Here is a 26,917-nt window from a genome sequence, read left to right as displayed (position 1 = left end):
GAAAAAACTTTTCAAAAAAACCAGAGCAGCGCTTGCACGTTACAATAATCCGTAACTATATTAGCCTTCCGATATAGTGTCTCTCTCAATTCGGGTGCAAAATTACCCCTTTGATTTCATTTTCAAAAGGAAAATCAGAAAAGATTTTCCGCTTTCCCCTATTGCCTCTCCCTGGACGACGTAACTGATTATAATACAACTACTTGCCTGCTTTAAAATCTTTCTAAAATTTTTGGAGAGGCAGGGAAATACGTGCGATTTATACTTTGCGGGCGCTAAAGCCAGGGTTCGCGCCAGCCGGAGCGCCCAGGAGGCAAGAAAAAAGCAGGGTGGAGGCCCTGCTTTTATAGTTTCCAGGTAGCTTGTTCCGCTAGATCATCGCCACGGTCTTGTTGTCGACTTGGGTGCCGTAGGTTTTCTTGTAGTGCACCTTGCGCTCCAGGGCAGCGATCACCGGCTCCGAGAAGTCCACGCCCTCCAGCTCGCTGGCGGTCGGCAGGGCGCCCGGGCTGAACACGTTTATCTCCATCAGCTTGTCGCCCACAATATCCAGCCCCACCAGGAACATGCCATCCTGAATCAGCTTGGGCCTTACGAGCTCCACCAAGTCCAGCATGCGCTGGTCTACCTTGGCGGCCACGGCAGAGCCGCCGGCGTGAATGTTGCTGCGGATATCGTCGGGGCTGTTTACGCGGCGTATGGCGCAGTATTTTCCTTTGTGCTGCAGCGCCTCGCCGTTCATCACAAACAGGCGCACGTCGCCTTCCGTGGCCTCCGGCAGGTACTCCTGCGCTATCACGTAGCCGTCGCGGCTGATGGCCTCCACGATCTGGTTCAGGTTGGTGGCATCCTTCTTCTTCACCATAAACACGCCCGAGCCGCCAGAGCCCTGCAGCGGCTTCAGGATGATGTTGTTCTTCTGCTCGTTAAAGAACTGCTTTATCTCCTCTTTGTCGCGGGTGATGAGCGTGCGCGGACGAACGGCCTCGGGAAAGTGCTGGAAGTACATCTTGTTCACCGCGTCGGAGAGCGAGGTGGGGTCGTTGAGCACGATCACGCCGTGGCGCATGGCCAACTGGCCGAAAATAATGCCGGCGTTCTGCGCCCAGGAGCGGCCCTCCGGCTCCGAGGACGGGTCGTTGCGCAGCATCAGCACATCCAGCTCGCGGGCGGTTATGCGCACCCGCTGCGCTTTGTCGCTGTGGATGTAATCGATGTAGGTGGCCGGTGATTTAAACTTGCGTTCGGGGTCTGCGCACAGGGCATTGGCGCCCATGTAGCCGTCGGGGTAATAGGCTAGGTCGCCCACGCCCATCAGGTAAACGGTGTGGCCGGCATTGTGCAGGCGCTGTGCCAGGAAAATGGTGGTATAGGCTGCCTTTTCAGTTTCTATGTTATTTACTACAAATCCTACTGTCATGAGGGTGCTTTTTTGTTGGTTGATGTGGCTGGAAGATCACAGTAGGTTAAATACTGAAATACCGGCTTTTAGTTGTTCCAGCTTTGGTTTGAGGAGCGGGTCGAGGAGGTAGCGCGGCTTGATGGGCATGGGGCGCAGCACATTGCGGTAGATGAGCTCCTGCACAATGGGGATGTAGTCCTGCCGGATCTTGCCGATGAGCAGCGGCTCCAGCTCGTTGCCCTCTTTTAAGTAGCTGAGCAGGTGCACCAGCCCCCGCAGGTACACGGCATCCTTGGTGAGGCCGCCGCCGCGGTGCACGCGCATGGCCACGTTCCAGGCCGTCTCGTCGTCAAAGCGGTACTCGTCCCTCAGGCGGCAGAAGTTATCAGTAAAACTGCAGCCCTTGGTCAGGTGGTGCACGGCCACCACGCGCGCAGCCAGGATGCGCATGCGGTCCTGGTCCAGGCCGCCTACCAGCCACTCGCTCAGCACGGCCAGTCCCTCCTGCAGCTCCTCGTAGCCGGGGCTGCCCACGTAGAGCTGCTGCAGCGGCTGTGCCTTGCCGTTAAAGTAGGTCAGGATGTGGGTGCCTACCTCGTGCTGGATCAGGGCCTCGGCGCGGTGGCGCGGTATTTTGGCGTCGGTGCCCACGTTCAGCCTGCCCTTCGACACGATCAGCCCCACGATATCATCGCGCACATCCACCCCCGAGTCCAGGGCCGGGTACTGCTCTCTCAGAAAAGCCAGCTCCCGCTCAGCTTGCGCCACAAACTCAGGCACCGGTATGATATCGATCTCTTCGCTGCGGGTGGGCTCGGGTATGGCGGCCAGTATGCCTTCGGCCACTTTCAGCAGCTGGTCATCCACGGTGCCGTAGAGCTGCATGCTGCTGTAGAGGAAGTCGGGCGTGTTGCGGTCCGAGAGCATGGTCAGCATCTTGTCCAGCTCGTGGCGTTTGTCGCGGAACAGGAAGCCCAGCGTGGGGTCGTCCACTTTTTCGATCGGGATGTTGTAGAGCTTGCGCTTGAGCTGATCCGCATCGATGGGCATGAGGCGGTAGTGGAAGGTAGGCGGCTTTTTATACTTTGCCTTCCTGAACTCGGCCCAGGCCTCGTTGTTGTTCACGGGTGTAACCAGCAGCAGGAACCGGAACTGGTCGCTTATACTTGTCAGCTGCCTGTCGATGCGCCACACCACGCGGTTTACCGACTGCCGCCCCAGCGCCTGGAAATGCACCGGGTGGTGGGTGGTCTGCACGCTCATAAAGTCGAAAACGGTTTTCTTGAGGGCATTGGCCACCCTTGCGCGGAGCGTGCGCAGCAGCAGGGGGTAAATCTTGCCGGTGGCAGCGTTTTTATAGATCGGTTTCAGCTGCAGCCCCAGCATCAGGATACCGCTTTTCTTCAGGTCCTCCTCCGGCATCAGGCAGTGCGGCTCCTGCAGCAGCGGCGCGTTGCTCACAATCTCCACGGAAGTAAGTATGCCGGGCAGCTTTATACTTTGCAGCTCCCTTTGGATGGTTTGAGTGGTCGTGGGCAGCTGCTCCTCCGGCCCCAGCACTTTAAAGAGCGGCACCCCGGAAGTATCGGCAGGGGCGGCCATGAGCTCAATGATCATAAAGGCCCCAAAGGTATCGGCCATGGTCCGGGCTATACCTTGCACCAGCGGCCGCAGCTCCTCGGTGCGCTCCTCATGCGAGATGATGTAAGCGGCATAAGCCTTCAGAAAATCGGCGGTGGCATGGTCGGGCTGGCCGGCGGGGTGGCGGAAAAGCAGGAGGAAGGGCAGGGGCCGGTCGATGTACAGCAACCCGCCATCGGGCAGGCGGCGGTGCACCTGCTTGCCGCGCTTCAGGCTCCGGGTGACTTTCTTTACAAAGCTGTCGGTTATACTTTCTATCATTACTAAAGGTGCTTAGCAGGTTGGCAGAGGGTTGCACTGTAAAAGTCTTATTGACGGGGATTTTATGCCGTATCACGTAGCAGGTATCACGTATCACGACTCAAACTTTTAGTATCGTAAATCGTGCTACGACATTCGCACACTACACCTGGCATACCTGCGCCAGCGCCTCCAGCACGGGGCGGGTGCTTTGCTGCAGCGCCTGCCGTATCTCCTGCACCTGCGCCCGGTCGGGCTCCCCGGTCCACTCATCCATAAAGAACTTCTTGAACTCGATGCTCATCACGCATACTTTGTCGCCGAAGGTGTCGTGGATCCAGCGCATAAAGTGGCCGCCTTTAAACTTTACGTTTTCGCGCACATCCAGCCGGCGGCCCTGGTAGTTGTGGTGGCTCAGGCTGTGCATGAGTGCCTCCACCACCGGCGCCCACTTCTCCCGGTTCATGTTACCTGTTCCGATGTTCACCTCCGGGTTTTCTTCGGGGTCGGCGGCAGGTCCGGTTGGGCCCTCGCGGCGGTGGTTGTAAGTATGGAGGTCGTAAAGCACGAGGCAACCATGCTCCTCCAAGAGCTGCGTCAGCATCTGCTTCACATCCTCGTAAAACTTGTCGTAGCGCTTCATCGATTCCCTGGCCAGCTCCTCCGGCAGCTCCTCCTTCCATACCTGCAGGCCCCAGGCGTCCTCAGGCTTGCGGTAGATGGCCTTCGCGGGCGGGCGGTTCAGGTCCAGCTCGAAGCGGGAGTAATGGCCCGTGATCTGGTTATCGGTTATACTTACCCACTCCGCTGTGAAGGGGTCTTCCTCGCGCAGCCGCTCCTGGGGCGTCAGGTTAAACAGGTCCCGCAGGTTATGGCGCACCTCGTGGCCATTATGGATGGCGGTGGCCACCAGGGGGCTGTCGCCGCGGGTGATGGTATAATATACAGTGTCTACTTTGGTCTGTGTCATCGCTTTCGTTATTGTGTACAGTTTTACCCTTTCGGGTTTATGAAGGTTATGTATAGCCTTCCCGGCAAAAAAGCGCAGATAATTTCCGCCAAATAGTACTCTACAAGCTGATTAACCGTTATAACAGCGAATGCTTTGAACAGTATATGTATTTTCTAATAATATCTTATAAATGTGTAAACACAGGTTGTATAAGAGCCTGATGTTTATGTAACTTACTTATACATAAACAAGTATAGGTATTGTATAATATTGGATTGCCTATGACTAAACTATACACCTCTTTCCTGCTCACCTGTGGCGTTTTTCTGTTGGGCCTGTTGATGTACAGCCTCCGGCCGGACACTGTGTCCATAACCCTGGCGCAGGTGCTGCCCCTGCTGCTGCTGTATGCCGTTGGGGTGGTGCTGGGCCTGCTCATAAAGCCGGTGCTGGAGTAAAAGCGACCCTTTCTAGCTTTTTGTGGCGTCGGGTTGTGACACGGCTGCCCCCGTCCATCTATTAAAAAAACAGCCCTGCCTGGGGAGTCACCGGGCCGCATGATGCCGGCCCTTGGGCTGGTGGCATTGCAGCCAACCGCTCCTCCTTCTCTTGCTCATACTTGCCATTGCAAACCAAGCGCTGGAACAGGCGAGTAGTTATACTTGGCCGCTGCACCTGGCATCCCAACGACCTGCTGACGCTGTCCTGCGAGCATTTATACTTTATCCGCCGAGTGTTTATACTTTGAGCGCTATACCTTTTGCTGGCGCTGCTGCACTGCCAAACCGTGGGATGTGCCGAACACCGCCGGAAAATATTTTTGCTGCCACAGGCAACCTTCCGGAAAACCCGGCATCTTTTATGCAGCAATACACCGGATAAACCATTTAATAGAACAACTCAAAAAATCATACTATGAAGATCAACCATCTACACAAAGCGGCGCTCGGGCTGATGTTCCTCGCCTTTACGTTGTTGAATGTGCCGGGTGCCATGGCGCAGAGCCTGCGCGGCAACGGCAAGGTAGCCACGCAAAACAGAAGCGTGTCCGGCATAAAGGGCATTGACGCGGGCGGCGGCTTTGTGGTGGAGCTGACGCAGGGCAGCAACGAAGGGGTGCGCCTGGAGGCAGAGGAGAACCTGCTCGACAATATTAAAACCGAGGTGCGCAACGGCGTGCTGCACATCTACAACGAGAAGGGCGTCAGCAGCACCAAGGGCATGAAAGCCTTCGTAACGCTCAAGGACCTGGAGAGCATCAGCATCAGCGGCGGCGTGAAGGTAATCGGTAACTCCAGCTTTAAATCACCTTCGCTGAAACTGGAGATGAGCGGTGGCTCCAACGTGAAGCTGACCATCGTGACGGAACAGATAAAAGGCAACCTGAGCGGCGCAAGCAAGATAGAGCTGGTGGGCAAAACCGATGAACTGACCATGCAGCTGTCAGGCGCCTCTAAGATGGAGGCTTCGGAGCTGGAGGCGCGCCAGGTGAGCGTGCAGGCCAGCGGAGCCAGCAGCGTGAAAGTGTTTGCGCAGGAGGGACTGGACATCAATGCCTCCGGGGCCTCTGCGGTATATTACAAAGGCAGCCCAAGCATTACCTCTGATGTAACGTCCGCAGCCCGCGTGGGCAAACTATAATGAAGAGAATACAACCCGATTTAAAGCAGAAAGCAGCCCTGTTTCGGGGCTGCTTTTTTGTTCTCCATACTTTGCCCGGGTCGACGTGTAGCGTGTAGCCGTGGGATTATTTCTTGTGCTCCTGCAGCAGCTCTAAAGTATGGCTAAGCAGGGATTGATCGCCCCAGGGGCCGTGGCTGGGCACGACCAGCTCTGCCTTTGGAAAGCGCTGCTGCACCTTCCGAATGGCGCCAGGCCAGCTTTCCAGGTCAGCATCGGTAATGTTTCCCAGGTTCTTAGACCGGGCATCTTTTATAAAACAACCCGCAAACAGGATCTTCTGCTGCGGCAGGTACACCACCACGTTATCGGCTGTGTGCCCGCCGCCGGGGAAGTATACTTCAAACCGCTGCCCGCCTACTGTGAAAATCGTATCTGTGGCGAAGGTAACATCCGGGGTGCCCTTGCCGTGCCGGGCGGCAAGTATGGCTGTAAGTTCTGAGGTCATCACCGGAATTCCCTGCTGCTGCACCGCACCCATGCCGCCTATCTTATCGTCGTGCCAGTGCGTGGGTACGCATACTTTCACGGGTTGCTTCAGGTTGGTTTTTACCCAGGTCAGCAGCTGCTCGGTGGGCTCGTTGCCCCAGCCGGTATCCAGCAGCACCGCGCCTTCTTTGGTAGAAACCACCAGCCCATGTGAGGGGACCAAAACGCCCTGATACGTGCTATAGGATGTATGCACCCATACGTTGGGTGTTAGCTTGGTTACCTTTATCTCCTGCGTTTGCGCCTGTAACCTATAAACCGGAATCAGGAGCAGCAGGCAAAGTATAAAGTGTGGCAGTCGCTTCATGTTGGTGTATGCTTAGCGCACCGGCACCGGAAACACAGGCAGGCTCTCGTGGCCTTCGGCGTCAACGGTCTGCACGGCAAAAAAGTAGTTGTCCTTGGAGTAGGGCAGTGTTACGTTGGTACCCTGCACAAAAAATTTCTTCTCCCACACCGGGCTGCTGGTTTCGCGCATGAGCACGTAATAGCCTGCCGGGCGCTCTCCCTTGGCCGGTGCTTCCCACTGCAGGTCGGTTTTGTTTGTCAGGTTTTTGATGTTGACGCCTACTTTGGCTGGTGCATACGGTGCCCAGGCCAGGTTAGCCAGCGAGGCCAGGTTGAGCGCGGCATTCTTGCGCATGTACTCGTAGTCGATAAACTCAGGCAAATCGCCGTACTGTACGCCATTCTCCACGCGCACATTCTGGTGCTGGTGGCGGTAGTTCTCGTTCATCTCGCACACGCGGATGGCCGGGAAACCATTCTGGCTGAACGGCGTGTGGTCGCCGCCACGCAGGAAACGGTCGTTGCGGTATACCAATTTCACTTCGAGTTGATCTACGTAGCGCTCGCCGATCTCTTTCATGTAGCGGGCCAGCTGGCGGCTCTCGCTGTCGTTTTCGCGGTTGGTGGCGCGGCGCATGCGGGCCTGCTCTTCGGTCTCCACTGCCGGAATGCCTTCGCTGAAAATGCGTACCTGCATGTTGTTGCGTAGCTCTGTCTCGTCGGAGGAAGAGTTGCCGATCATGTCGTTGTTGAGCATGGCGATCAGGTTCCAGTTCTGGGCTTTGGCCTTCTCAGCCAGGTGGCGGGCACCCAGTAACCCTTGTTCCTCGCCGGTGACAGCTACAAAAATAATGGTAGCCGGAAACTGGCGCGAGGCCATGATGCGGGCCAATTCCATCACGGCTGCTACCCCGGAGCCATCGTCGTTCGCGCCAGGGGCCTTGCCTTTGGCATCCATGATATCGGTATTGCGCGAGTCCATGTGCCCGCTGATGATGAGCACGCGGTCGTCGTTGGGGTCGGTGCCTTTCAGGGTCGCCATCACGTTGGCCAGCTCCACATCCTGCGGAATACGCTGCCCGTTTGCTTTCACGTGATACTTATCCAGTTCCACGGTCATGCGCCCGCCCGAAGCCTGGGCATACTTTTCCAGTTCGGCTTTTACCCATTCACGGGCAGCGCCAACGCCTTTTTTCTTGTCTTTCAGGGTGCTCAGTGAGTGGCGGGTGTCAAACGAGGCCAATTTGCGGACCAACGCTTCCAGGTTAGCGGCGGAGATTTCCTCCACCATTTTTTTGATTTCCTCATCCTGGCGAACAATAGTCTGGGCTGTGCCGGTAGGTAAGTTGGTGAAGTATAAGCCAGCCACCAGCACCATGGCCAGCAGGGATTTAAGGGTAGATGTAGTGATCATGTATCTTTTAAAGTATAATCGGAGATACAAGGTACAAAGGATAGGGGAGAAATGGGAGGAGGGGAGGTGTTGTTGTGATTTCGCAGCTTCGCTGGCGGAAAGGGCCGCTTGTGCCCTTTTACTTTCATAGCCATTGTTTACTATAATTTGACACAAGCTATACTTTCTAGCTACTGTTCATCCACAGCCTTACTACCTGCTCGTTCCATCTCCAGCTTTGGCTCCCTCCAGGCCGGGTGGCCTCGTCCTTTGGCATCGCGCTGTGTTCCCTCCTGCCTCCGCTGCGCTACGGCTGCCCTTTCAGGGCACCGGATCTCACAAGGCGCTCAACCCAAGGACTGGGATCATTTCGATAGCCGCTGCTATACAACAGGAGCCGAGCTCCCTCCCCTGTTCTTAGGGGAGGGTTGGGGTGGGGTGAAATTCCCCTCCAGGGAGGGGCTGGGGTGGGTTTATACTTGTAGAGACAGGTCGCGACCTGTCCGCACGATGGCAACAGCTATGAAATTTATACTTGTCACAGCACCCGGTACCTCAGACAATCTTGACAAATTAAAACGCCACTTTACAGCGTTCCTGCTGCAACAGGTGCAGTTCGTCTTCTACCTGAAGTATGGTTTTGGAGTTGGACAGCTCCGTCTGGTAGCGCTTGGAGAGCTCGCGGCGTTTAATGGCTTCCAGGAAACGGCGGGCATCCTCGCGCTTCTCAAGTATAAGGCCGGGCACCGGGGTAGGCCTATCGTCGTCGCCTTTGGCCACCATCGTGAAGTAGGAGGTGTTGGTGTGCTTTATCATGCGGGTCTTCACGTTTTCGGCGATTACCCGGATGCCCACCATCAGTGAGGTGTTGCCCACGTAGTTTACCGAGGCCTTCAGCGATACCAGCTCGCCCACCTCCACGGGCTGCAGAAAGTGCACGCCCTCTACCGTAACCGTAACGCAGTAGTTGCCGGCATGCTTAGAGGCGCAGGCGTAGGCCGCCTTATCCATCAAAGAGAGAAGTATACCGCCGTGTATTTTGCCGCCGAAATTGGCATAGCTCGGGATCATGAGCTCAGTGAGGGTGGTGCGGGAGTAGGAAACGGGGCGGAAGTGCTGGGTGTCGATCATGGGCAAGTATAACTGTTCAGGAAAAGCTATACTTGTTTTCGGGCGGTGCCGTTGCTTTACAGGAAGATGATGTCCTTCACCACGTTGGTGCCCGCCTCAGTGTTCAGGATCTCAATCACCTTGCTTTTAGACATGTTGAGCTCGTGCTTGAGCGGGGCCGAAGTCAGTTTCACGAACAGCTTCCCGTCTTTAAAGTATAGCTGCTGCGTTTTCAGGGCGATCGGCTTGCCCATGATCTTCTCCCAGTTCTGCACCAGCTGCACCTCGCTCAGTTTGCCGTCCAGGCGGTAGGCCTGCATCAGCGCCTTCAGGCTCTCCCCAATCGGCTGGATGTCTGCCTTGCGTTTATCAATCGCCTCTTTCTTCTTGTAGTAGCGCACGTTTTTAATTTTGAATGAGTGGGTGAGTGAATGAGTGAATACTTAAAGGCGGTAAGGGCTCAAAAGTATATAAGAGTGATGAATAGGAGTTAACCTTCATTTAAAAGACTTAGGAACCGAAATTTTTCTGTTAGATCCCTTAAAATTTTGAAGAAATACACTTTAATGATTAGCCGAGTGAAAATATCTTTCGCTGCTTTTGAGTTTGGTTCAAAGTCATTCCTTTCAACGTTTTTCAAAGCGGACAACTTCCAAATGTTAAAGTTTGACAATTTATAATTTAGCTCATGAGCAAAAGCATTTCTCAAACTGTTGATCAATAAAATATCATTGATAAGCTCTTCATCTATAGTTTTCGTCTTTTTAAGAAAGACAACTTTTTTATAAAATGTGTTAAGGCTTTTATTTCCCTTTTTTATATCATGAATATCAAATTCTTTTAATAAGATTTCATTTAAAAGTCTTTCAATATATAGATGTCCTAGTAGGATGAAAGTAATATTATCAGTTGAAGTTGTTACCTTCTTTATAAAATTAGTACCTAGTTTTACCGAGCTTCTTGGGAAAAATGAATCAATGAAATTAGTTAAGGAAGTCTCCAGCACTCCATAATCTGCTTTTTTTGTTTGTTGTAAGTTTAGTAAGATTCTTTGAAGCAGATTATCCACGGCGGTAGATACTTTGATTAATTACAACTCCCCAATCACCTTCACCACTCCCTCCCTCACCTCAAATCTACGGATACTTTCGGAGAGGCCTTCGAGTATTTTGTCGGTGCGTTCCAGGTGGGTGTCTGTCAGGAAGATCTGACCGAAGGTATGGGCGGCCACCATTTGCATGAGCTTGGTGATGCGTTTTTCGTCGAGGCGGTCGAAGATGTCGTCGAGCAGGAGCAGGGGCTTATGGTGCTGGCGCTGGTCCATCACCTCGAAGTGCGCCAGTTTCAGGGCGATCACATAGCTTTTCTGCTGCCCCTGCGAGCCGAAGCTTTTCACGGGGTTGCCATCCATCAGAAACACGAAGTCATCTTTGTGCGGGCCCACGGTAGTGCGCTGCAGCGCCATATCCTTGCGCTCGGCCTGCTGTAGTTTGTAGGCAAAGTCGTCGCCCTCCAGCTGGCTTTTGTAGGTAAGCGATACTTCCTCGTGGCTGTCGGAGATGTGGTGGTAGTGCTTTTGAAAGATCGGCACGAAATCCTGCAGGAAGCGCTGCCGCGCCTGCACCAGCTTCTCGCCGAAAGGCACCAGCTGCTCGTTCAGGATCTGCAGGTAATCGCGGTCGAAGTAGTTACGATCGGCAAACTGCTTCAGCAGCGAGTTGCGCTGCTTCAGGAAATAGTTATACTGTATGAGCTGCTCCAGGTACACGTGGTCGAACTGCGACATGAGGCTGTCGAAGTACTTGCGACGCTCCTCGCTGCCCTCCCGGATCAAATCCGTGTCGTAAGGCGAGATGAGCACCACCGGAAAGCGCCCGATGTGGTCGCTGATCTTCTCATAGAGCGCCTTATTGTGCGTCACGGTCTTCTTCTGCCCCTGCTTCAGGCTCACCTGCACTGTGTGCTTCTCCCCCGAAATATCGAAGCGGCCCTTCGCCATAAAGAAATCCTCGCCCTGCTTTATGCTTTGCGCGTCGGTGCCCGGAAAGGCGCTCTTGGTCATGGAAAGGTAGTGAATGGCGTCGAGCAGGTTAGTTTTGCCGCTGCCGTTGTCGCCGATAAAGCAGTTAATGTGCTCCGAAAAGCTGAGCGCAGCCTCTTCGTAATTTTTGAAAAACAGCAAACCGAGATTTTCGAGGAGCATTTAATTTCTAATTGATATCTTTTTGCTTAATTTCGCAGGATATACCGTTTTGGGCTATATTTGCCGCAGTTTTAGGCGGTTAGCGCCCAAAAGCAGGAACGGACATCTTAAACGCATTATAGACTATTACTCATGGCTGATACGAAAGATAAGGCAAAAGCGAAGTCGGCGAAAGCAAAGGTACAGGCTGAGCCAAAGTTTTCAAAAGAAACATACATGTGGTGGTATGAGAAGATGAAGCTCATGCGCCGCTTTGAGGAGAAATCCGGTCAGTTGTATGGCCAGCAGAAGATCAAGGGCTTCTGCCACCTGTACATCGGCCAGGAGGCCTGCGCGGCCGGTGCCGCCACCGCCCTTCAGAAAGACGACAAGTGGATCACGGCCTACCGCGACCACGCCCACCCGCTGGCGCTGGGCACTAGCCCGAACGCGATCATGGCAGAGATGTTTGCCAAGTCCACGGGCTGCTCAAAGGGCAAAGGCGGCTCCATGCACATGTTCGACAAGGAGGTGAACTTTATGGGTGGCCACGGTATTGTGGGCGCGCAGATTCCAATGGGCGCAGGCATTGCCTTTGCCGAGAAGTATAACAAGACCGGTAACGTGTGCATCACTTACATGGGTGACGGTGCCGTTCGCCAGGGAGCTTTCCACGAGGCCCTGAACATGGCCATGACCTGGAAACTGCCCGTGATCTTCGTGATCGAGAACAACGGCTATGCCATGGGTACCTCTGTGCAGCGTACTTCCAACGTGGTGGAGCTTTACAAACTGGGCGAGAGCTACGACATCCCTTCTGAGCCAGTGGACGCCATGTCGGTAGAAGCCGTGCACGAGGCGGTGGCAAGAGCCGCTGAGCGTGCCCGCGCCGGCGAGGGTCCAACCCTGCTCGAGTTCAGAACCTACCGCTACAAAGGCCACTCCATGTCGGACCCTGCCAAGTACAGAACTAAGGAGGAGCTGGAGGACTACAAAGGCCGCGACTCGATAGAGGCCGTGAAAGCGACGATCCTGAAGAATGGCTGGGCAACTGAGGAGGAGCTCGACCAGATCGATGAGAAGATCAAGCAGGTGGTGCAGGAGTCGGTAGAGTTTGCCGAGAACTCGCCGTATCCGGAGCCGGAAGAGCTTTACACTGATATTTACATCGAGCCGAACTATCCATTTATAATGGACTAAGGCGGATTTTTAAGTAAATCAGGAATTAAAAGTCACAAATTTGATGTTCAGCATCTAGAAGTATTGATTCTAATTACTTTTAATTCATACTTTTGAAGTTATAATACATTAACACACGGATGGCAAAAGAAAAAGTTAAGAACCACAGCGAGTTTGAGGAGCTGGTTGAGAACCCTGATGCACTGGCGCAACGCCTGTACGGCTCAGAGGACTTTGTGAAGAAAAACAAATCGAAACTGCTGGGAGTTTTCATTGCCATCGCCGCTGTTATTGTGGGTGGTTTCCTGTATTATAACTACCGCAGCACGCAGAACGTGGAGGCGCAGAACGCTATGTTCCAGGCAGTATACTATTTCGAGGCCGACTCGCTGAGCAAGGCTCTGAACGGTGACGGCCAGAACGTGGGCCTGCTGGAGATTGCTGATGATTACAGTGGCACCGAGGCCGGTAACCTGGCTAGCTTTTACGCCGGCGTAGCGCTCCTGAAGCAGGGCCAGTTTGCAGAGGCGGCAGAACGTCTGCAGGATTTTGAGTCGGACGACTACCTGCTGCAGGCCCGTGCCTACAGCCTGACCGGCGATGCGCTGCTGGAGCAGGGCAAGCACAGCGAGGCTGCCGACCAGTACAAGAAAGCAGCAAACCACAACGCCAACGAGTTCTTCTCGCCGCAGTACCTGATGAAGGCCGGCATTGCTTACGAGGCTGGCAACAACTACGGCGCCGCCGCAGAAGTATACGACCAGATCATTAAGGACTACGTGGCTTCTGCGGAGGTAACGGACGCTAAGAAGTTTAAGGCCCGTGCCGAAATGCTGGCAGGCGGCAGCAACTAACATATAAACAGGCGCATGCCTCAAGTATAAAAAGCGCTTTTGCTACCGGCAGAAGCGCTTTTTTATTGATATTTTGTCAGCTGAAAGTATGCGGCAGCCAGAAGTATAAAATGTCTGCTGTATTATTTTTAGCACGAATAACTAACAACGCGTAACGAATAACCAACTAAAGTATGGCTACAGCATTGAAGAACCTGAGCGAGTACAGCCAGGAAAAGTTTACAGACATCTCGGAGAAAGCCTTTGGCATTGTGGTAGCCGAGTGGCATGACGATATTACCAGCGTACTGTGCCAGGGAGCCGTGGACACTCTGCTGAAGCATGGCGCTAAGAAAGAGAATATCTACATCAACACCGTACCCGGCAGTTTCGAGCTGACGCTGGGGGCGCAGTTCCTGGCCCTGCAGGAGGAGATCGATGCGGTGATCTGCATTGGCGTGGTCATTAAAGGCGATACCAAACATGATGATTACATCAATCACGCCGTGGCTAACGGGCTCACCAACGTGGCCCTGAAGTTCAACAAGCCCGTGTCGTTTGGCTTGGTGACCACCAATACCCTGGAGCAGGCCCTGGACAGGGCAGGAGGCAAGCATGGCAATAAAGGCATAGAAGCCGCCGCCGCTGCCATTGGTATGCTGAGTTTTTAAGTATGGGCTTAGGGTCTCTGCCGAGTCGGGTCCAACCACCCCTGCCCCTCCTTGTCCAAGGAGGGGAGCCTGTTATTACTTTGGCTGAAGTATAAAGTGCTATAGTCAAAGTATAGAACACCCCTATAGTCCCCTCAAGGGGACACTTTGGTTCAAGTTGCATCAGCAGCGGCTATCGAATTGTTTCCAGCCTTTGGGTTGAGCGCCTATGCGAGTTTTTCTGGTGCCGAACGAGAGTGAGGCATTGCGACGTCAGGAGCAAAGGAAAAGCTCCCAGCGCGATGCCCGAAGGCGAGGCCTCCCGGCCTTGAGGGAGCCAAAGTATAAAATGAAGCGAGACGCTTGTAAGGCTAAGGATGAACGGGAGCTAGTAAGTATAGCTTGTGTCAAGTTGCAGGAAGCGGCGGCTAAGAGAGTATGATATAAAGTATGACTGAGTATAAAGTATAAAGAGGCACAAGCGGACGCTTGCGCCAGAAAAGCAGCTAGCAAGTATGGCAGAAGTATAAACAGAAGTGAACTGCAGTTAAGAGTATAAAAAATCCCGCCTCAGCTAATGGGGCGGGATTTTTATACTTCAGGCTTCCTATACTTAAAAACTATACCCGACTGTAAGCCCTGGTCTGAAGCGGACACCGCTGCCCACCAGGTTCAGGAAGCCCAGGTCAAAATCATCCTCCGTGCCCGACTTCACCTTCAGGCTGCCGCCATTTACGCCCAAACCTAAAAACAGGTCCACCGAAATGCCGCTGTTGAAGATCCATTGGTTACCGGCAGCTATACCGGCTCCTATCGGCTTGTAGGAAGCCTCGTAGGTCTTTCCTTCCTCCTTGTCATCCACCGTCAGCTTATAGTTCAGGATACGGCCATAGCCGGCCACATAAACGCCCCTGGGCGCCTCTTTCGTGTCAGAGAGGTAATAGCGCACCTCCGGCGTAAAGCCGTAGCCGCTAAACTCCACGTCCTTGTAGGAGGCACCCGTGGTAAAGGCACCGAACTGCGCGCTCATGTGCGGGGCAAAGGCATACTCCACAAACCCGGACGCTGTCAGCACAAAGGGACTCAGTACGTTAACCTTCAGCACAACGCTGCGCGAAGGCTCCGCTGCCTGGCGGCGCACCTGGGCAGAGGCCGTGGAGGCTGCAGCCAGTAAAAGTATGGCAGAGAGTAAAAAGGGAAGTTTCTTCATAAAGTTAGTTGTATAAGCTCATTTCGTGACGGCCAGGTGGCCCTAGTGCCGCACTGCAACTATCGTTCCAGCTGTGAGCGGCTGAAATTAAAGTAATTATAGGTGAGAAAAAAAGGTTAATTAACAGGCATCAATAGCAAAGTATAAAGATTACTCTTATTTTTGCAGCAATTTTAGCGGCTTGGCTTCTTAAAACAAAGCGTTCCTGGCTAAGATTTTGTAGTGAATAAGAAAGTTAAACTATATAAGTGCGCCTGATGTTATGGCGCAGGAGACGTTTTGGCTTTCAGCTTGAAACACCCTTCTGTAGCAAAAAGGTTAAAACTATATCACAGTTCTAAAACAGCGTAATGAATACAAACGAAGAAAGACAGCGTTATTCCAAAGAGGAGCTTGCCGAATTTGAGGAAATCATCCTGGAGAAGCTGACAAACGCCCGAAAAGAGGTCACCTTTATCAAGGAAACCCTGAGCCGCCGCAACGACTCCGGAACGGATAACACAGCCTCACAGTCCAAGATGCTGGAAGACGGCGCCGACACTGCCGAGAAAGAAAGCCTGAACCAACTGGCCTCCCGCCAGATGAAGTTCATCCAGCAGCTCGAAAACGCCCTGATCCGGATCAAAAACGGCACGTACGGTGTTTGCATCGTAACAGGCAAGCTGATACCAAAGGAAAGACTGCGTGCCGTGCCGCACACACAGCATTCTATCGAAGCAAAACTTCAGCGTAACGACTAGCACTTTTACTCTTGGATATACTGCAGAACCATATTCAGGCCCTGGTCTTCTGTGCCCAGTCGCCTATCAGCATCGAGGAGATCCAGCGCTGCCTACAGGAGTCGCTCGGGATGGAGGAGATACTGGTGAGCGATGTGCTGGAGGCCGTGGAGGCTATTAACGAGCGGCTGCAGGAGCAAAACTTCGCCTTCCAGATCTACGCGATCGGGGGCGGCTACCAGTTCCTGACCAAGCCCGAGTACCAGGATACGGTCAGCACTTATCTGAAACATAAATCAAAGAAGAAATTGTCAGCGTCTGCCTTGGAGACGCTGGCCATTATTGCCTATAAACAACCGGTTACCAGGAGCCAGATGGAGCAGATACGCGGCGTGGGCTGCGATTATGCCGTGCAGCGGCTGCTGGAGAAAGAACTGATCGAGATAAAAGGCAAGGCCGACACCATCGGGCGCCCCGTGCTCTACGGCACGTCGCAGAAGTTCATGGACTACTTCGGCATCAACCACATCAAAGACCTTCCGCAGCTAAAAGATTTCGCCTTAGAGGAAAATACCATTGGCGAAGCCGCCGATTAGCCCCCAGGGCATCCGCATCCGTATTGAACTATAGTTTTAGCAATTCCATTATTACTGCACAACCAAAGGTACAGTAGCGATACTGCATCGATAAATACTTAGAAATGGCAAAATTTAATGAAAGGCCCGGCCGCGATGACGCTGGCGAAGGCAGAAGAGGTGCTGACAGAGACCGCTCTGACAGGCCAAATAACGACCGCGAAGGCAAGAAAATCTTTAACAGAAGAGATAAATACGAAAGACCTGACGAAGGAAGAGAGGGACGCAGTGAGCGCCGCTCGTTCGGAGACAGAGAAGATAGAAGAAGCAATGACCGCAAGCCGTTTAACGGCGACCGTCGTGAGGGAGGCGAAAGACGCTCTTACGGTGATAGAAGAGAAGGCGGAGAGCGCAAGACCTTCAACTCCGACAGGAGAGAGGGAGGCGAGCGCCGTTCCTTCAGTAGCGACCGCCCTCGGCGTGATGATGGTGAGCGCCGCAGCTACAATGACAGAAGCGAAGGTGGCGAAAGGCGCAGCTTCAACTCCGACCGCCGCGATGACCGCAGAGGCGGAGAAGAGCGTGGCGAGCGTCGCTTCAACAGCGACCGCCCGAACCGCGAAGGCGGGGAGCGCAAGTCTTACAGCGATAGAGGTGATAGAAGAGAGGGAGGAGAGCGCGGTGAGCGCCGCTCGTTCAACGCAGACAGGCCGGAAAGACGCGAAGGCGACAGAAAAAGCTTTAACTCCGATAGACGTGACGACCGCCGTGAAGGCGGAGATCGTCGTGAGGGAGGCGAAAGACGCTCTTACGGTGATAGAAGAGAAGGCGGAGAGCGCAAGACCTTCAACTCCGACAGGAGAGAGGGAGGCGAGCGCCGTTCCTTCAGCAGCGACCGCCCTCGGCGTGATGATGGCGAGCGCCGCAGCTACAGTGACAGAAGCGAAGGCGGCGAAAGGCGCAGCTTCAACTCCGACCGCCGTGATGACCGCAGGGGTGGAGAAGGAAGAGAAGAGCGCGGGGAGCGTGGTTTCAGCCGCGAGGAAAAGCCTTCGTACGGCGAGAAGCGTGGCTTTAAAGAGGACAGAGGCGAAAGAGCCGTGAAAAGCTTTACGCCCAGGGGCCGTTCCAACGACCGTTCCCGTGGCAACGAGGAAGAGCCCAATACCCCGGACTACAACCTGAGCCGCTACAAGAACAACCCGCGCGTTAAAAAGAGCAGCCGCGAAGAGGAGGAGAACGACGGAACCATCCGCCTGAACCGCTACATCGCCAATGCCGGCGTGTGTTCCCGCCGTGAGGCTGACGTGCTGATCGAGTCCGGTGAGATTAAGGTGAACGGAGAAGTAATCACGGAGATGGGCTACAAAGTACAGCCTGCCGACAGCGTGTACTACGGCAAGAAACTCCTGAGCCGCGAGAAAATGGTCTATGTGCTGCTGAACAAGCCAAAGGATTTCCTGACAACCACAGACGATCCGGAAGGCCGCAAAACAGTGATGAGCCTGGTGGCCAATGCCTCCAAGGAGCGCATCTTTCCGGTGGGCCGCCTGGACCGCAACACCACGGGCCTGCTGCTTTTCACCAACGACGGCGAGGTGGCGCAGAAGCTGACGCACCCTTCTAACAACATCAAGAAGATCTACCAGGTAGAGCTCGACAAGCCAATTACCAAAGCTGATTACCTAAAGGTAGCCGAAGGCGTGGAGCTGGAGGACGGCAAGGCCGAGGTGGATGACGTGGCCCTGCTGGGCGAGTCTAACAAGTTTCTGGGGCTGGAGATCCATATCGGGCGTAACCGCATCGTGCGCCGTATTTTTGAGCACCTGGGCTACGATGTAGTGTCGCTGGACCGGGTGCAGTATGCCGGCCTTACGAAGAAGGACGTGCCCCGCGGCGAGTGGCGCTACCTGACCGAGAAAGAAGTAATCCAGCTGAAGTACTTCATGTAAGCCCACATGCGCAACGTCGCTGTAGACATCGGGAACACCGGCACAAAGTATGGCATCTTCGAGGAGGGTGCTCTGGTGGAGCAGGGTTATTTTAAAGGGCAGGACAACCTGCCGCCATCCCTGCTAAACCATACCTTTGACCATGCCATCGTTGCCTCGGTAGGCGTAAGCGCACAAAGTATAAAGGAGAGGCTGTCTGTGACGGGTAAGCTACTGGAGCTAACCCCGCAGGCAGCCTTGCCTGTTATCAACCTGTACAAATCACCCCAGACCCTCGGAGCAGACCGTATTGCCGCGGCCGTGGGGGCTCATTACTTTTTCCCGGGGCGCAGCTGCCTGGTGTTCGACGCGGGCACCTGCATCACCCACGATTTTGTGGACGCGCAGGGGCGGTACCATGGCGGCGGCATAGCGCCCGGGCTCCGCATGAAATTCAAGGCGCTGCATACTTTTACAGAGCGCCTGCCGTTAGTACAGCAAATTGACGAAAATTTTCCGCTGACGGGGCAAAGCACCCAAGAATCGATTCTGAGCGGCGTTTTGGGCGGCAGCGTGGCCGAACTCAACGGTCTTATCCAATCTTACACAGAAAAAGCCTCGGATTTAGTGGTTATACTTTGCGGGGGCGATGCAGGATTTTTTGAAAAAAAGTTAAAAGGACGCATCTTTGTAATTCCTGAGCTGGTCTTGATCGGGCTTCACAGAATATTGACACATAATGTATAAGACACTCCGAGTACTGATAGGCCTCGCGGCACTTTGCCTGGCGCACGCCACGCAGGCGCAGCTTATCGGCAATACGCCCTATTCACGCTATGGCGTAGGCGAGATCAACGAGAACTACGGCAGCATCCGCGGGGCTGGTATGGCAGGGGCAGGCATCAGCGCCGGCAACAGCTTTCAGCCCAACATTGCCAACCCGGCGCTGCTATACTATAACAGCATCACCAACTTTGACTTTAGCGGGGCGGGGCAGTTCAAGAACGTAAAGAGCGAGCAAGCCTCCCAACTGGACGGCAACGCCAACCTGTACAGCCTGTCATTAGCGGTGCCGATCTCCAGGCGCTGGAGCACGGCCGTGGGGCTGCGTCCTTTCTCCACGGTAAATTACGAGATCAACTCCACCTCCGAAGTAGAAGGCAACCCGCAGGCCAGCATCCTGCGCCGCTACAGTGGCGAGGGCGGTCTCTCCGAGGCATACTTTGCCCATGGCATCCGGCTGTTTGGCGGCCTTACCATAGGCGGTAGCGCTTCCTACATTTTCGGCAACACCATCTCCGAAACAGGCAGCACGGTGCAGGACCCGGAGCAGGCAAGCGCCAGCGTGGTTAGCGTTACGCGTGTAGACCGCACGACTTACAGAGACTTTATTTACCGCGCGGGCATCAACTACAGGCAAAAGCTGAAGGATAAGCTGCACCTGAGCGCAGGGGGCGTTTATGCTTTTGCTGCTGACCTTGATGCAGAGCGCAATATCTCGTTTGAGCGCCGCAGCCCGGATGGCAGCCCATTGCAGGGCCTGGATGGCGGGGCGCTAGTCACGAACGAGGACACCCTGAGTAGCTCGATTCACCTGCCGGCCAACTGGCGCGCGGGCATCAGCCTGGATAACGGCAGCAACCTGACCGTCTCAGCCGACATTATCGCCCACGAGTGGTCCAAGTATAAAGGCTTTGACGGAAGCAACGATAACCTGAAGGACAGCTACAAAATGGCCCTGGGGGCGGAGTACACGCCAAACGCCAATGCCATCGACAATTACTTTAAGCGCGTTACCTACCGCGGCGGCCTGTACTACAACGACACGCAGTTCCGCCTCAACGGGGAGGACATCAAAGACAAGGGCGTGACCACGGGCTTCACTTTCCCGCTGGGCCGTGGCACCATGTATGATCTTTATTTGTTAAACGTATCGTTGGGCTATGGCCAGCGCGGCACCACAGACAGCGGCCTGATCCAGGAGAATTACTTCCAGTTCGGCCTTGGCTTTACCGTGAACAGCCGCTGGTTCCTGAAGCGCCGCATCGAGTAGAGCACAAGTATAGCTAAAGTATAAAGGCCGTTCTTGGAGCGGCCTTTTTTGTGGTGACTCCCTGCCAAAGTATAAAAAGCATAAAATTTGCTACCTTCACAGAAACCGAAGTATAAACCGCCCATGCGAAACGCATTTTTAGCCCTGCTGGTGCTGGCCTTCGTGGGCTTCGGCTGCGAGCGGGAGATCAAAAACCCGGATGAGGAGGAGCGCTACACCGGCCCGACGATAGAGAACCACGATGTAACCACGCTCTACAGCGACTCGGCCAGGCTGCTGATGAAGCTGCAGGCACCGGTGCAGCAGGAGTTCGAGACGGGCGACGGTATCTTCCCGGAGGGCTTTTATGTGGAGTTTTACGATAAGGACGGCAAGCTGGAGTCGACGCTGCGGGGCAACTACGGCAAGCAGGACACCCGAACGAATGTATACTATGCCCGGGGCAACGTGGTGGTGGATAACCTGAAGAAGAAAGAGAAGCTGGAGACAGAGGAGCTATTCTGGGACCGGCGAAAGGCCAGGATCTACACCGACAAGTTCGTGAAGATCACCACACCGGAGGAGATCCTCACCGGCAAGGGCCTCACGGCCAACCAGGACCTGTCGCGCTACTCCATCAAGCAGGTAACGGGTAAGTTTAATTTTAGCGAAGAATGAACCGACGGCTCCTATACGTAATTCTGTTGTCGCTGGCCTTTGTGGCCATGGTGATAGGCGTGCACCGCAGCCTGGTGCAGGACGATTTTGCAGGCAACTACTGGATCTTCATGATCGGGTTCCTGTTCTACATCCTCTACGGCTATACCAAGAAGAAAGACAGCGCCTAAGCTGGTTTGTGTCCTGTAAACGATGGTAGACCCCAGTCAGATCATACTTTTATGCGTAGCCCTGCTGTTCTCGGCCTTTTTCTCCGGCATCGAGATGGCGTTTATGGCTGCCAACAAGATCCAGATAGAACTCAGCGATAAGAACGGCGTGCTCTCGGGCCGCATTCTGTGGCGCCTGCTGCAGCACCCCGCCCGCCTGATGGGCACCACCCTGATCGGCAATACCCTGGCGCTGGTGCTGTATGGCTTCTGCATTGCCGGCGTGCTGCACCAGCTGCTTACTGCCTTCCTGCCCGAGCCGCTGCAGCTCAACCTGTTCATACTGGTGCTCCAGGTCTTCATCGCCTCGGTGGTGGTGCTGCTCACGGCCGAGTTCCTGCCGCGCAGCCTGGCTGCCATCAATCCCAACAGGCTGCTGCAAGTGCTGGCCATACCTATCCTGCTGCTGTATTACCTGCTGTGGCCGGTGGTGATGGTGATTGTGGCCCTGAGCAAGTGGGTAGCCGAGAAAGTGTTTAAGATCGAGTACTCGGAAGAGAAGCCCATGTTCGGCTTCACCGACCTCAACGCCTTCATCAAAAACCGCCTCTACCACCCCGAGCATGAGCAGGCCCCGGAGGTAGACCCGCAGATATTCCACAACGCGCTGGAGTTCAAAACCGTGAAGGTGCGCGAGTGCATGGTGCCCCGCACCGAGATAGAGGCCGTGGAGGCGGGGGAGTCGCTGGAGGCACTGCGCGAGGCCTTCACCAGCACCGGCCACTCCAAGATACTGGTGTATGAGGAGAGCATCGACAACATCATCGGCTACTGCCATCAGCTGGACATGTTCCGGCAGCCGCAAAGTATAAAAGAGGTGCTGGCGCCGGTCAGCATGGTGCCTGAAAGTATGCTGGCCAGCGAGCTGTTCGTCAAGTTCGTGTCTGAGCACCGCAGCGTGGCCGTGGTGCTGGATGAGTTTGGCGGCACCTCCGGCATCGTAACCGTGGAGGACGTGATAGAGGAGATCTTTGGGGAGATAGAAGATGAGTTCGACCGGAACGAAGGCCTGCTGGAACAGGTTATACCGGATAAGGGCATGTATATCCTGAGCGCGCGCCACGAGATAGACTACCTGAACGGGAAGTATGAGCTGGACCTACCCGAGGGCGACTACGAAACGCTGGGCGGCCTTTTCTTCTCCGCATTTGGCGAGATACCCATGCCGGGCGATAAAGTGGAGGTTCCACCCTTCACCATCACCGTGCTGACAATGGACGAGAACCGCATCGACGCCGTGAAGCTGGTAAAAAACACAGAGTTTCAGGCAGATGCCAAAAACTAAACAGCAGGATAAAAATTTTGAATTTTAGCCTGATTAACCTTATTTTGCACAATCCTTTTATAAGTTACATACAGAATGGCATTAATTAACAAGATTAGAGAGAAGTCTGGTTGGGCTGTAGGCGCCATTGCCATCGGGCTTGGTGTGTTTGTGGTGGGCGGCGACCTGCTGGGGCCAAACTCCAGGCTCCTGGGCGGCAACGCAAACACAGTAGGCGAAATAGCCGGTGAGGAGATTGACTACCAGGAGTTTGACAATGTGCTGCAGCAGGTAAAGGCTGACTATGAGAACCGCGTGGGCCGTGCCGCCTCTGAGGGCGAGCTGGCGATGCTGCGCGAGCAGGCCTGGAACCAGCTGATCTTTAAGATTGTCCTGGAGAAGGAATACGACCGCCTGGGCCTGGAGGTGACAGACGAAGAACTGGCCGACATGGTACAGGGCAACAACATACACCCTGCCGTAATGCAGGCATTCGCTAACCCGCAGACCGGCGAGTTTGACCGCAGCCAGGTGGTGCAGTACCTGCAGAACCTGGACCAGACCGGCACGCGCCCCATGTGGGTTGGCTTTGAGCAGAGCATCGCCGAGGACCGCCTGCAGAGCAAGTATGCCAACCTCATTGGCAAAACGGTGTACGTAACCGGCGCGGAGGCAAAGAGCTTTTACCAGGCGCAGAACGCAGCCGCCAGCGTAAAGGTGCTGCTCGTGCCGTACAGCGTTATCTCTGACTCAGCCGTTTCGGTAACAGATGCCCAGCTGAAGGACTACTACGAGCGCAACAAAGAGCTTTACAAGGTAGAGGATGGCCGTACCATCGAGTTTGTGACCATTCCGGTGACAGCCTCTCAGGAAGACAGCACCTCTTATAAAGAGGAGTTTGCCACGATCACAAAGCAGTTTGCTAATGCAACAAACGACTCCGCCTTCGTGAACGCAAACTCTGATGTGCCTTTCAATGGCACCTACGTGAACCCGGGCGACCTGCCGGAGGAGCTGCGCAAGCAACTGCCGCTGCAGGAAGGCAAAGTATACGGCCCATACACCAGCAACAGCACGGTAACTTTGTTCAAGGTATCCGATGCCAGAACCTCAGATAAGAACGCGGTAAAGGCAAGCCACATCCTCATCCGCCCGGAGAGCGACACCCCGGAGGGAAAAGCCGCTGCCAAGGCAAAGGCGCAGGACGTGCTCACGCAGCTTAAGAACGGCGCTGACTTCGCGCAGCTGGCCGCGCAGTATGGCTCGGACGGTACTGCCTCCCGTGGCGGTGACCTGGGCTGGTTCCCGGAGGGCCAGATGGTTCCGGCATTCGAGAAAGCGGTATTTGGCTTTAGCGGTACCGGCCTGCTGCCAAACCTGGTGGAGACAGAGTATGGCTACCACATCGTGAAAGTAACAGAGCCTAAGACCAAAGAATCCTACAAGATCGCCGCCATCCAGCGCTCCATCGAGCCAAGCGAATTTACCCGCGATGCCGCCTACGCCGTTGCCGACGAACTGGCCGGTACAAGCGGTAACAGCGAGGAGTTCCGCGAGAATGTGGAGGCGAACAAGTCGCTGGTGAAAGAAGAGGCAGCCAACATCGGCAAAAACCAGGTACTGGTAAACAACCTCTCTGCTGCCCGTGAGCTGGTTCGCTGGACGTATGCCAAAGACACAGAAGTAGGCGACGTTTCCCCGGTATTCGAGATCAACGACGAGTTTGTGGTGGCCACCCTGACGGGTAAGCGTGAGAAAGGCTATGCCTCTATCAACGATAAGGATGTGCGCGATGAGGTGACTGCCGCTGTGCGCGAGGAGCTGAAGGCGAAGCAGATCATGGCGAAACTGGAGGGCCAGAAAGGAACTCTGGACCAGGTTGCCGCAGCCTATGGCCCGGATGCCATCGTGAGAACGGCAGATAACGTAACATTTGCCTCTGCATCTATCCCGGGTGTGGGCGTAGAGCCAGTGGCAGTGGGTAAGGCCTTCGGCCTGAAGCCAGGCGGCCGCACGGCTCCGATAGAGGGACAGGCCGGTGTGCTGATGGTGGAGCTGACAAGCCTGAGCCCGGCACCGGAGATCGATGACTTCTCTAACGTGAAGCAGCAGATCCTGACCACGCGTGCCAGCCGTGCCGAGACGCAGGCTTTTGAAGCTATCAAGGAGAAATCTGAGATCGTAGACAATCGCGTGCGCTTCTTCTAAGCCATCCGGTTATACTTTATACAAGAGCCACTCCCGCGGGAGTGGCTCTTTTTTTATGCGGCAAAGTATAGCCATACTTGCACCGGCCAGAAATCAGCCTGCAAAACCAAACTGATTGAGTATATTCATAGTTAAGAAGAAGGACATACAGAGAGATACAGGCTATTCGTTGTAAGAGAATCATGCGCAGGAACATACTTTATACTTTACTGCTCTCGCTGCTGCTGCTGGCGGCCCCGGCGGCCAGGGCACAGCAGCAGGACCTGGAGCTGGCGCGGCAGTACTTCAGCCAGGGCGACTATGACAAGGCAGGCGAGCTGTATAGCAGGCTGATCAACAACGACCGGCTGTTCCAGGCCGTGTACCCCGATTACCTGAACACGCTGCTGGCCCAGCGGGACCATAAGGAGGCGGAGAAGCTGGTAAAGAAAACGATCAAGCGGTTTCCGGATAATCCGAACTTCGAGGTTGACCTGGGGCGCGTGTACCAGGCATCGGGCAACAAGGGCGCCGCCGAGAGGCAGTTCGACAAGCTGCTGCAAAGTATGAATCCGGAGGGGGTGATCGTGGTGGCCAATGCCTTTATGCAGCACGAGCTGTTCGACTATGCCGAGAAAGCCTACCTGCGCGGCCGCGAACTCAGCAAGGACCAGACATCCTACACCCGCCCCCTGATCGCCCTGTACGCCTATCGCCAAAAGAACGACAAGCTGATACCCGAGGTGCTGAACCTGCTGCAGGAGAACGAGAGCGAACTGGGCTACGTGCAGAGCCGCCTGCAAAACAGCCTGAAAGAGGAGGAGAACTTCGACCTGTTGGAGAAAGAGCTGATCCTGCGGGTGCAGCAGAACCCTGAGAAACTGGCCTACAGTGAAATGCTGATCTGGCTCTACATCCAGCGGAAAGACTTTTACAGCGCCCTGCTGCAGGCCCGCGCCGTGGACAAGCGCACCCGCACAGGCGGCACCCGCGTGATGGAACTGGGTACGATCAGCCTGAAGAACAACGACTACGAGGGGGCCATTGAGGCCTTCCAGTACATTGTGGAGGAGTATCCCGACGGCCCCTACTACCTGGTGGCGCGGCAGCGGCTGATCAACGCCCGCGAGGAGCAGGTGGAGAACACGTTCCCGGTTGATAAAGCGAAGATACAGGCCCTGATCACCGACTATGAGGCCCTGCTAAGTGAGGTGGGCCGAAGGCCGGAGACGGTGGAGGTGCTGCAGCACATGGCCGGCCTGTACGCCTTCCACCTGGATGACAAGGAAAAAGCCATTGCCCTGCTGCAGGAGGCCATTAACATGCCGCGCGCCAACCCCAGCCTGGTGGCGGACAGTAAGCTGACTTTGGGGGATATCTATTTGCTGAAAGGGGAGCCGTGGGAAAGTACGCTGCTGTACTCGCAGGTGGAGAAATCGCATAAGGAGACGCCCATAGGGCACGAGGCCAAGCTGCGCAATGCCCGCCTGAACTACTACAACGGCGACTTTGAACTGGCGCAGGCGCACCTCGACATCCTGAAAATGGCCACCAGCCGCGAGATCGCCAACGACGCCATGGACCTGAGCCTGCTCATTACCGACAACACCGGCCTGGATACCTCCACGGTGGCCATGGAGGAGTATGCGGCCATCGACCTGCTCATTTTCCAGAACAAGCTGCCCGAGGCTTTAGTGGCGCTGGATGGCCTACTGCAGAAGTACCCCGGCCACAGCCTCACCGACGAGATATATTTTCAGAAGGCCAACATTTACGAACGGATGGGGGAGTTTAACCTGGCGGTGGAGAGCCTGCAGCAGATCGTGGGCAACCCGCAGTACGACATCCTGAGCGACGACGCCCTCTACCGCATGGCCTACATCTACGAGGAGAACCTGAACGACAAAGCAAAGGCGCAGGAGCTTTACAACGAGCTGCTGGTAAAGCACCAGGGCAGCGTGTACGCGGCAGAGGCCCGCAAGCGTTTCCGCAACCTGCGCGGCGACAAGCTCAACTAAGCCTGTTTAGGCAAAAAAGATGAAGAGGAAAAGTATAAAAAGAAGGAAGAACCCA

General features: G+C 54.9%; 26 protein-coding genes. 16 read left to right on the top strand and 10 right to left on the bottom strand.

The features are described 5' to 3' along the window. Window positions 1-370: 370 nt before the first annotated feature. From A3841_RS06005 to A3841_RS05995, 3 genes are all read right to left on the bottom strand, one after another. Window positions 371-1,420: a glutathione synthetase gene (locus A3841_RS06005; protein ID WP_073851418.1), complete on the bottom strand. Its 1,050-nt coding sequence runs from the start codon at window positions 1,418-1,420 to the stop codon at window positions 371-373. 36 nt (window positions 1,421-1,456) lie between these two features. Beyond that, window positions 1,457-3,304: a flavohemoglobin expression-modulating QEGLA motif protein gene (locus A3841_RS06000; protein WP_073851417.1), complete on the bottom strand. Its 1,848-nt coding sequence runs from the start codon at window positions 3,302-3,304 to the stop codon at window positions 1,457-1,459. Window positions 3,305-3,446: 142 nt separating this feature from the next. Next, the gene (locus A3841_RS05995; RefSeq protein WP_073851416.1) at window positions 3,447-4,253 is read right to left on the bottom strand and encodes an N-formylglutamate amidohydrolase; all 807 of its coding nucleotides are present in this window, start codon (window positions 4,251-4,253) and stop codon (window positions 3,447-3,449) included. Window positions 4,254-4,516: 263 nt separating this feature from the next. On the opposite strand from A3841_RS05995, the gene A3841_RS20220 reads away from it, so the two are divergent. The 3 genes from A3841_RS20220 (at window position 4,517) to A3841_RS05990 (ending at window position 5,876) form a co-directional block, all read left to right on the top strand. After that, the gene (locus A3841_RS20220; RefSeq protein WP_170866148.1) at window positions 4,517-4,693 is read left to right on the top strand and encodes a hypothetical protein; all 177 of its coding nucleotides are present in this window, start codon (window positions 4,517-4,519) and stop codon (window positions 4,691-4,693) included. Window positions 4,694-4,860: 167 nt separating this feature from the next. After that, window positions 4,861-4,983, top strand: coding sequence for a hypothetical protein (locus tag A3841_RS20695; protein ID WP_262502559.1), 123 nt, complete (start codon window positions 4,861-4,863; stop codon window positions 4,981-4,983). A gap of 167 nt (window positions 4,984-5,150) precedes the next feature. Next, window positions 5,151-5,876, top strand: a complete 726-nt coding sequence (locus A3841_RS05990; protein WP_073851415.1) for a head GIN domain-containing protein — start codon at window positions 5,151-5,153, stop codon at window positions 5,874-5,876. A gap of 106 nt (window positions 5,877-5,982) precedes the next feature. Here A3841_RS05990 and bla read toward each other — a convergent pair whose 3' ends face one another. The 6 genes from bla to recF form a co-directional block, all read right to left on the bottom strand. After that, window positions 5,983-6,711: a subclass B1 metallo-beta-lactamase gene (gene bla / locus A3841_RS05985; RefSeq protein WP_073851414.1), complete on the bottom strand. Its 729-nt coding sequence runs from the start codon at window positions 6,709-6,711 to the stop codon at window positions 5,983-5,985. A gap of 12 nt (window positions 6,712-6,723) precedes the next feature. After that, on the bottom strand, window positions 6,724-8,106 hold the full coding sequence (locus A3841_RS05980) for a M28 family metallopeptidase (RefSeq protein WP_073851413.1): 1,383 nt from the start codon (window positions 8,104-8,106) through the stop codon (window positions 6,724-6,726). 552 nt (window positions 8,107-8,658) lie between these two features. Then, entirely contained in the window at window positions 8,659-9,216 is a 558-nt protein-coding gene (locus A3841_RS05975) for a hotdog domain-containing protein (RefSeq protein ID WP_073851412.1), read from the bottom strand. Between the two features lie 56 nt (window positions 9,217-9,272). Next, the gene (locus tag A3841_RS05970) at window positions 9,273-9,596 is read right to left on the bottom strand and encodes a DUF721 domain-containing protein (RefSeq protein WP_073851411.1); all 324 of its coding nucleotides are present in this window, start codon (window positions 9,594-9,596) and stop codon (window positions 9,273-9,275) included. Between the two features lie 89 nt (window positions 9,597-9,685). Beyond that, on the bottom strand, window positions 9,686-10,264 hold the full coding sequence (locus A3841_RS05965) for a hypothetical protein (protein WP_139307898.1): 579 nt from the start codon (window positions 10,262-10,264) through the stop codon (window positions 9,686-9,688). Between the two features lie 21 nt (window positions 10,265-10,285). Next, window positions 10,286-11,398 (bottom strand): DNA replication/repair protein RecF, encoded by a 1,113-nt coding sequence (gene recF, locus A3841_RS05960; protein ID WP_073851409.1) that lies wholly within the window; start codon window positions 11,396-11,398, stop codon window positions 10,286-10,288. A 132-nt stretch (window positions 11,399-11,530) separates the two neighbouring features. Here recF and pdhA point away from each other — a divergent pair, with 132 nt between their 5' ends. From pdhA to ribH, 3 genes are all read left to right on the top strand, one after another. Further along, window positions 11,531-12,577, top strand: a complete 1,047-nt coding sequence (gene pdhA, locus A3841_RS05955) for a pyruvate dehydrogenase (acetyl-transferring) E1 component subunit alpha (RefSeq protein WP_073851408.1) — start codon at window positions 11,531-11,533, stop codon at window positions 12,575-12,577. 119 nt (window positions 12,578-12,696) lie between these two features. Beyond that, window positions 12,697-13,410, top strand: coding sequence for a tetratricopeptide repeat protein (locus A3841_RS05950; protein WP_073851407.1), 714 nt, complete (start codon window positions 12,697-12,699; stop codon window positions 13,408-13,410). A 173-nt stretch (window positions 13,411-13,583) separates the two neighbouring features. After that, window positions 13,584-14,060 (top strand): 6,7-dimethyl-8-ribityllumazine synthase, encoded by a 477-nt coding sequence (gene ribH / locus A3841_RS05945; RefSeq protein WP_073851406.1) that lies wholly within the window; start codon window positions 13,584-13,586, stop codon window positions 14,058-14,060. A gap of 592 nt (window positions 14,061-14,652) precedes the next feature. Here the strand turns inward: ribH and A3841_RS05935 are convergent. Then, window positions 14,653-15,249 (bottom strand): DUF3575 domain-containing protein, encoded by a 597-nt coding sequence (locus A3841_RS05935; protein ID WP_073851404.1) that lies wholly within the window; start codon window positions 15,247-15,249, stop codon window positions 14,653-14,655. A 350-nt stretch (window positions 15,250-15,599) separates the two neighbouring features. On the opposite strand from A3841_RS05935, the gene A3841_RS05930 reads away from it, so the two are divergent. The 10 genes from A3841_RS05930 to A3841_RS05890 all read left to right on the top strand — a co-directional run bounded on the left by A3841_RS05930 (window position 15,600) and on the right by A3841_RS05890 (window position 26,862). Next, window positions 15,600-15,989, top strand: coding sequence for a TraR/DksA family transcriptional regulator (locus A3841_RS05930; RefSeq protein ID WP_073851403.1), 390 nt, complete (start codon window positions 15,600-15,602; stop codon window positions 15,987-15,989). 11 nt (window positions 15,990-16,000) lie between these two features. Next, a complete protein-coding gene (gene scpB / locus A3841_RS05925) occupies window positions 16,001-16,564 on the top strand; it encodes an SMC-Scp complex subunit ScpB (RefSeq protein WP_073851402.1) in 564 nt (187 codons plus the stop codon). 104 nt (window positions 16,565-16,668) lie between these two features. Continuing rightward, window positions 16,669-18,495 (top strand): pseudouridine synthase, encoded by a 1,827-nt coding sequence (locus tag A3841_RS05920; RefSeq protein ID WP_073851401.1) that lies wholly within the window; start codon window positions 16,669-16,671, stop codon window positions 18,493-18,495. 6 nt (window positions 18,496-18,501) lie between these two features. Next, window positions 18,502-19,221, top strand: coding sequence for a type III pantothenate kinase (locus tag A3841_RS05915; RefSeq protein ID WP_073851400.1), 720 nt, complete (start codon window positions 18,502-18,504; stop codon window positions 19,219-19,221). Then, window positions 19,214-20,527, top strand: a complete 1,314-nt coding sequence (locus tag A3841_RS05910; protein ID WP_073851399.1) for a PorV/PorQ family protein — start codon at window positions 19,214-19,216, stop codon at window positions 20,525-20,527. Before A3841_RS05915 ends, A3841_RS05910 begins: the two co-directional genes overlap by 8 nt. A 123-nt stretch (window positions 20,528-20,650) precedes the next feature. Then, the gene (gene lptC, locus A3841_RS05905; protein ID WP_073851398.1) at window positions 20,651-21,184 is read left to right on the top strand and encodes an LPS export ABC transporter periplasmic protein LptC; all 534 of its coding nucleotides are present in this window, start codon (window positions 20,651-20,653) and stop codon (window positions 21,182-21,184) included. Beyond that, on the top strand, window positions 21,181-21,354 hold the full coding sequence (locus tag A3841_RS20215; protein ID WP_170866147.1) for a hypothetical protein: 174 nt from the start codon (window positions 21,181-21,183) through the stop codon (window positions 21,352-21,354). The genes lptC and A3841_RS20215 overlap by 4 nt, the downstream gene beginning before the upstream one ends. A 22-nt stretch (window positions 21,355-21,376) precedes the next feature. Then, window positions 21,377-22,678: a hemolysin family protein gene (locus tag A3841_RS05900; protein WP_073851397.1), complete on the top strand. Its 1,302-nt coding sequence runs from the start codon at window positions 21,377-21,379 to the stop codon at window positions 22,676-22,678. Between the two features lie 75 nt (window positions 22,679-22,753). After that, the gene (locus A3841_RS05895) at window positions 22,754-24,865 is read left to right on the top strand and encodes a peptidylprolyl isomerase (protein WP_073851396.1); all 2,112 of its coding nucleotides are present in this window, start codon (window positions 22,754-22,756) and stop codon (window positions 24,863-24,865) included. A gap of 182 nt (window positions 24,866-25,047) precedes the next feature. Then, complete coding sequence (locus tag A3841_RS05890) at window positions 25,048-26,862, top strand: tetratricopeptide repeat protein (protein WP_073851395.1); 1,815 nt, start codon at window positions 25,048-25,050, stop codon at window positions 26,860-26,862. The last annotated feature ends 55 nt before the right edge of the window (window positions 26,863-26,917 follow it).

Source organism: Pontibacter flavimaris (assembly GCF_001907195.1).
GTDB lineage: Bacteria > Bacteroidota > Bacteroidia > Cytophagales > Hymenobacteraceae > Pontibacter > Pontibacter flavimaris.
The sequence above is the reverse complement of the archived record's forward strand: the minus strand, read 5'-3'. Positions and strand labels throughout refer to the sequence as shown.

Bases quoted from the DNA above. Each gene is read 5' to 3' on its own strand.
- A3841_RS06005 (WP_073851418.1), bottom strand. From the start codon at position 1,420: ATGACAGTAGGATTTGTAGTAAATAACATAGAAACTGAAAAGGCAGCC.
- A3841_RS06000 (WP_073851417.1), bottom strand. From the start codon at position 3,304: ATGATAGAAAGTATAACCGACAGCTTTGTAAAGAAAGTCACCCGGAGC.
- A3841_RS05995 (WP_073851416.1), bottom strand. From the start codon at position 4,253: ATGACACAGACCAAAGTAGACACTGTATATTATACCATCACCCGCGGC.
- A3841_RS20220 (WP_170866148.1), top strand. From the start codon at position 4,517: ATGACTAAACTATACACCTCTTTCCTGCTCACCTGTGGCGTTTTTCTG.
- A3841_RS05990 (WP_073851415.1), top strand. From the start codon at position 5,151: ATGAAGATCAACCATCTACACAAAGCGGCGCTCGGGCTGATGTTCCTC.
- bla (WP_073851414.1), bottom strand. From the start codon at position 6,711: ATGAAGCGACTGCCACACTTTATACTTTGCCTGCTGCTCCTGATTCCG.
- A3841_RS05980 (WP_073851413.1), bottom strand. From the start codon at position 8,106: ATGATCACTACATCTACCCTTAAATCCCTGCTGGCCATGGTGCTGGTG.
- A3841_RS05975 (WP_073851412.1), bottom strand. From the start codon at position 9,216: ATGATCGACACCCAGCACTTCCGCCCCGTTTCCTACTCCCGCACCACC.
- recF (WP_073851409.1), bottom strand. From the start codon at position 11,398: ATGCTCCTCGAAAATCTCGGTTTGCTGTTTTTCAAAAATTACGAAGAG.
- pdhA (WP_073851408.1), top strand. From the start codon at position 11,531: ATGGCTGATACGAAAGATAAGGCAAAAGCGAAGTCGGCGAAAGCAAAG.
- A3841_RS05950 (WP_073851407.1), top strand. From the start codon at position 12,697: ATGGCAAAAGAAAAAGTTAAGAACCACAGCGAGTTTGAGGAGCTGGTT.
- ribH (WP_073851406.1), top strand. From the start codon at position 13,584: ATGGCTACAGCATTGAAGAACCTGAGCGAGTACAGCCAGGAAAAGTTT.
- A3841_RS05935 (WP_073851404.1), bottom strand. From the start codon at position 15,249: ATGAAGAAACTTCCCTTTTTACTCTCTGCCATACTTTTACTGGCTGCA.
- A3841_RS05930 (WP_073851403.1), top strand. From the start codon at position 15,600: ATGAATACAAACGAAGAAAGACAGCGTTATTCCAAAGAGGAGCTTGCC.
- A3841_RS05920 (WP_073851401.1), top strand. From the start codon at position 16,669: ATGGCAAAATTTAATGAAAGGCCCGGCCGCGATGACGCTGGCGAAGGC.
- A3841_RS05915 (WP_073851400.1), top strand. From the start codon at position 18,502: ATGCGCAACGTCGCTGTAGACATCGGGAACACCGGCACAAAGTATGGC.
- A3841_RS05910 (WP_073851399.1), top strand. From the start codon at position 19,214: ATGTATAAGACACTCCGAGTACTGATAGGCCTCGCGGCACTTTGCCTG.
- lptC (WP_073851398.1), top strand. From the start codon at position 20,651: ATGCGAAACGCATTTTTAGCCCTGCTGGTGCTGGCCTTCGTGGGCTTC.
- A3841_RS20215 (WP_170866147.1), top strand. From the start codon at position 21,181: ATGAACCGACGGCTCCTATACGTAATTCTGTTGTCGCTGGCCTTTGTG.
- A3841_RS05900 (WP_073851397.1), top strand. From the start codon at position 21,377: ATGGTAGACCCCAGTCAGATCATACTTTTATGCGTAGCCCTGCTGTTC.
- A3841_RS05895 (WP_073851396.1), top strand. From the start codon at position 22,754: ATGGCATTAATTAACAAGATTAGAGAGAAGTCTGGTTGGGCTGTAGGC.
- A3841_RS05890 (WP_073851395.1), top strand. From the start codon at position 25,048: ATGCGCAGGAACATACTTTATACTTTACTGCTCTCGCTGCTGCTGCTG.